Raw genomic sequence first — 4367 nt, forward strand, 5'->3', positions numbered from 1 at the left:
AAGAGGCCGCGACCCCGCGACCCTGGTGTTGATGTTGATGTAGATAAAACAATCGGGCGACACGTGCGTCGCCCCTAGAGAAAACCCTTACGCCCACAAACTCATCATTCAGCCATCCATGGCGACAAACACGCCTGCCACAGGACCCAAAGGCCCTGCACAAGGATAGTGGTGAATAGTTACACATCATGTTGACCGGTTCGTCAACACCCTATGTGGTTAAAATCCTAGACGAATGATAACGCTTGGCACACCGATAATAACGGAATTGCGCGGAACCGGCACCTGGTGTTTTACCACCTTTTTAGTCTGGTGACGGTACGGTTGATGATTTTTGTAATAACCATGGGCCGGGGCATGCCGCGCTGGACCACGATATTGTGGTTGATGTCGGTAATCACGTCGATCTGAGCGATCATAACGATGGTCACGTTGCTGGGTGGTTTTATGAATGACCACCTTTTCCCTGGTAACAACCGTGTGTCCGCCACCATGACCACCAGTGCGAGATGCTGAGGCCACCGCCGGGGCTATCAGAAACAAACTTGCTGCCAATAAAAGTGCCAGGGTCCTTTTCATATGTTCCTCCTTAGTCTGAAGGTTGCGAAGGTGATCTTTGGGTCTGTTTCTTTTGCCTTCGCCTTGCCCGTCTTGCTTCGTGTTGATTTCAGTTATAGCCGACAAAAATCGCTGGCGCATTGGACATCGACTGGAATGACTCTGGATGTCGGGTTACTTTTCTTTCATTTCAGTATCTTACAGTGATTTTTTGGGGGAAAATAAGGCAAAAAAAATCCTGATGGGACTGCTTTTCCGGGGAGTTTTGAGGTAAAGTGAGGAGGCAATCACTGGCAGCTGAGTGTTTTCACTCTCAACCTGAAGGGGCTTTGACATGCATGAACTTCACCGTGAAATACTTCTTGATGCTCCCTGTGAGACCCTTTGGAACTTTATTGCGACACCCAACAACCTCAATCTGCTGACGCCGCCCGATCTTGATTTCCGGATTGTCTCTGAACTGCCCGAACGCATGTATAACGGACTGACCATCCAGTACCGCATTCGCATTCCATTTTTCGGCACCCACCGCTGGTTAACGGAAATCAAACATATCCGTGAGGGGATTTCATTTGTCGATGAACAGCGCCTCGGCCCCTATCGCCTCTGGTATCACTATCACCAGATTGAAAGCCTGGGCACTAAAAAGACCAAGATGCTCGACCATGTCACCTACGCACTCCCTTTTGGCCCCCTGGGCAAGATTGTCCATTCCCTCAAGGTGGAACAGATGTTGCGCGAAATTTTCGACTATCGGCGCGGTAAACTGCTGGAACTATTTCCGCCAGCTAATGGCGACGCCGGTACCTGAATCCGGCGACCACAAAGCAACCGGACTTTTCAACTGCTTGTATCTGCGTCCGGAAACGCTAATATTCCACATTTCCCTTTTGATTGTTTTGCGCTATGGTGCGCAGCGTCAATCAGCCATCGAGCCGGATATATTGCGACCCGCGCCTATTCAAACCAGATCAGGTCGGACTACCACATGCTGCTTCAGGGAACCCTTGTTAATGTTATCGCTATCGTCGTCGGATCGTTGATCGGTCGCTGGGTGGGACGCTATCTGTCTGCTACCATCAGAAACACCCTGATGGCGGGCTTGGGGCTGGCGGTGCTGTTGATCGGCCTGCAACTGGCTCTGCAAAGTCAACAGATCATGATCGTCATCGGCAGCCTGATTGCCGGTGGTCTGATCGGTGAACTGCTGGCCATTGAAAAACGGCTCGGTTCCTTTGGTCTGCGCCTGCAGCAGCGTTTTTCCGGGATGGGCAAGGTTGCCGAGGGGTTTGTCACTGCCAGCCTGCTCTATTGTGTCGGCGCCATGGCGATCATGGGAGCCCTGCAGGATGGCATGGGGGATGAACCAACCATCCTATACGCCAAAGCCTTTCTCGATGGCGTTGCCTCCATCGCTCTGGCATCGACCCTGGGTATAGGTGTTATTTTTGCCATCATCCCCCTGTTTTTTTATCAGGGCGCCATCACCCTGGCGGCGGAGATGAGTCGCGCGCTTTTGACCCCGACTGTTATTGTCGAAATGAACGCTGTTGGCGGTCTGCTGATCACGGCCATTGCCCTGGATCTGATGGGTTTAAAACGCTTGCCGGTCGGCAACCTGCTACCGGCTGTGGCTGTCGCGATTGGTTTGATGTGGCTGTTTCAATTGGCCTGATTACCAATAAACAACGTCAGCTTTCCCCGCTGATTTTCCCGGCCAGAGCCATGGCACTGGTCCAGGCATCTTCTACTGTGCGTCCGCGGCACCAGTCACCACAAATACCTATTTGCAAACCCTGGCTCCACAAGAAGTCTTTTTCTAGTGACTTTTTTGTGAAGGCATAGCGCCAGCGATGAGCGAATAGCAGTTGCGGCCGCTGTGCCGGAGAAAAGTTTTGACCGAACAGATCGCACAGCCTGGCGCCAACCTGCTCAGGTGGTTCTTCGAGGTACTCCTGCGACCAGTCGGCGGTCGCCTGCAACAGATACACCCCGTTATTGTTACGACCGGGCTTGGCGCTGTTATCGATAATCCGTCGCAACCCCGGGGCGGGATCAATCATCACCTCAGCCCCCTCGTTCAAGGGGTTAGTGAGCTGTACCGCTGCCACCCAGCAGGGTTCCATCTCGGCTTGTTGCACCTGTTTTTCCAGCTCCGGAATCCCGCGTACCAGAACAAGGGTCTGGGGTGCCGGAGCCGTCACCACCAGCAGATCCCACTGCCCCAACAAAGTTTCACCGTCATTGAAGAGCAACCAACGGTTATCTTCGCGCTCCAGTCCGGCAATACGCGTCGATGGCTGAAAGTTGATAGCACCAAGCAACGATCGGGTGATACTGCTGTTACGCGGCACGCCAATATAGCCGACGAGCTCATCATTGTTTGGAACCCCCCGCACTCGCGCCGGCCAAGGCTGATAGACATTGGACGGAACCTGAGCCCGCAGATAGCCGGCAAACGCCTCGGTCCGGGCGGCAAAACTGGGTGCGCCATGGTCGATCCACCCCCCCTGCCAGGCTCGGCTCGACATGCGCCCACCGGTTCCTTTGCTCTTATCAAAAAGGGTTACTTCCATTCCTTGTCCCGCCAGCTGGCGCGCGATGGTTACTCCTGCCATCCCGGCCCCGACCACTGCTGTTTTCATGATGATCTCCTGCTGTTGTTATTGCGCCTCAGCTGTTCTTTGAAAAATCCGCTTGAATGTTCAGGAAGGTTCTCCTTGTGCGTGTTAACACAGGCCGTATTTATCCCCTTTTTAGCTCATCTTTTTTTAGTACGCAGCATCAAGGCAGCCAGAACCAGACTGGCCATTGACAGCAGGGTTCCAGGTCGGCCGGCCCATTGTTGAAAGTAAAACGCCAGCGCCAGAAAAAAAATCATCAGGCCAAGTCGGCGTAGTTGCTTACTTACCTTTTCCACCAGATAATCCCGGTCGGGTCGCGCCATGCGCACCGTCAGGTCACCCTGTTGGGCCTGTTCGATGACCGTGCGCGCCTGGGTCAAGGTCAGGGGCAACTGCACCAGCTCGCGCTTGAGTCGCTCCGCGACACCACGATCTTCACCTAATGCACGCGGCAAATTTTCTTTCAGGATCGGCAAAATATCCTTTATCCCATTGAAGTTATTGACATACTGAGTGCCCAGCCCCTCAATCAGAGAGCTCACCCGCATCACATAGATGACATCCTGGGGTAACTTGAACGGCTGATCATGCAACAATTCCAACACCCCGAAAGCCAGCCCCTGCATACTCGCGGCATCAAGATGGTCGCTGTCAAAAATAGCGAACAGGTTTTCCGCAATCCGGCTTAAATCACTAACGTCAGCCTCTTCGGTTAACATCCCCATGCGCCGGGTCGCGCCAACCAGCAGCTGATAGTCACGTTCGTAAGCGGCTTTGACCGCATAGATCATCGCCTGACGCATATCCTGCGGGATCCGGCTGACCATACCGAAATCGAGAAGGATCAGCTGCCCTTCCGGAGTCACCAGCAGATTGCCGGGATGCGGATCAGCATGAAAAAACCCCTTGACCAGCATCTGTTCCGTGTAAAACAGCACCAGGGTATTCATCAGCGCGGAGAAATCCACCCCCCAGGCCTCAATCTGACGGACATCATCGATTCGTGCCCCTTCTTCAAAACTCATGACCAGGGCATCATCGCTGGACAGCGCTTTTACCGGAACCGGAAAGCGCACCCCGGCATCACTGTAGGTCTGGCTGAAGAGCTCCAGATTGGCCAGCTCCTGAGTCATGCTGACTTCCTGGCGAATGACTCTGGTAAATGCTGCCAGGACGGATTCGATG

At 53.6% G+C, this 4367-nt stretch carries 5 protein-coding genes; 2 read left to right on the forward strand and 3 right to left on the reverse strand.

Features of this window, described 5'->3' with window-relative positions; all coding sequences use genetic code 11:
• Window positions 1–219: 219 nt before the first annotated feature.
• A complete protein-coding gene (locus tag AC6F7T_RS06390) occupies window positions 220–579 on the reverse strand; it encodes a hypothetical protein (protein ID WP_500717167.1) in 360 nt (119 codons plus the stop codon).
• Between the two features lie 313 nt (window positions 580–892).
• On the opposite strand from AC6F7T_RS06390, the gene AC6F7T_RS06395 reads away from it, so the two are divergent.
• Both AC6F7T_RS06395 and AC6F7T_RS06400 read left to right on the forward strand, forming a co-directional pair.
• The gene (locus AC6F7T_RS06395; RefSeq protein ID WP_500717168.1) at window positions 893–1369 is read left to right on the forward strand and encodes an SRPBCC family protein; all 477 of its coding nucleotides are present in this window, start codon (window positions 893–895) and stop codon (window positions 1367–1369) included.
• Window positions 1370–1546: 177 nt separating this feature from the next.
• Window positions 1547–2233, forward strand: coding sequence for a DUF554 family protein (locus tag AC6F7T_RS06400; protein ID WP_500717169.1), 687 nt, complete (start codon window positions 1547–1549; stop codon window positions 2231–2233).
• 16 nt (window positions 2234–2249) lie between these two features.
• Here the strand turns inward: AC6F7T_RS06400 and AC6F7T_RS06405 are convergent, their stop codons facing one another.
• Both AC6F7T_RS06405 and AC6F7T_RS06410 read right to left on the reverse strand, forming a co-directional pair.
• Window positions 2250–3203 carry an FAD-dependent oxidoreductase gene (locus AC6F7T_RS06405; protein WP_500717170.1) on the reverse strand — a complete coding sequence of 318 codons (954 nt, stop codon included), beginning with the start codon at window positions 3201–3203 and terminating at the stop codon, window positions 2250–2252.
• A gap of 116 nt (window positions 3204–3319) precedes the next feature.
• Window positions 3320–4367, reverse strand: a 1048-nt coding sequence (locus tag AC6F7T_RS06410) for an AarF/UbiB family protein (RefSeq protein ID WP_500717171.1), incomplete at its 5' end; no start/stop codon positions are given.

The sequence above is a fragment of the Pelovirga sp. genome, from assembly GCF_059864205.1.

Bases quoted from the DNA above. Each gene is read 5' to 3' on its own strand.
- AC6F7T_RS06390 (WP_500717167.1), bottom strand. From the start codon at position 579: ATGAAAAGGACCCTGGCACTTTTATTGGCAGCAAGTTTGTTTCTGATA.
- AC6F7T_RS06395 (WP_500717168.1), top strand. From the start codon at position 893: ATGCATGAACTTCACCGTGAAATACTTCTTGATGCTCCCTGTGAGACC.
- AC6F7T_RS06400 (WP_500717169.1), top strand. From the start codon at position 1,547: ATGCTGCTTCAGGGAACCCTTGTTAATGTTATCGCTATCGTCGTCGGA.
- AC6F7T_RS06405 (WP_500717170.1), bottom strand. From the start codon at position 3,203: ATGAAAACAGCAGTGGTCGGGGCCGGGATGGCAGGAGTAACCATCGCG.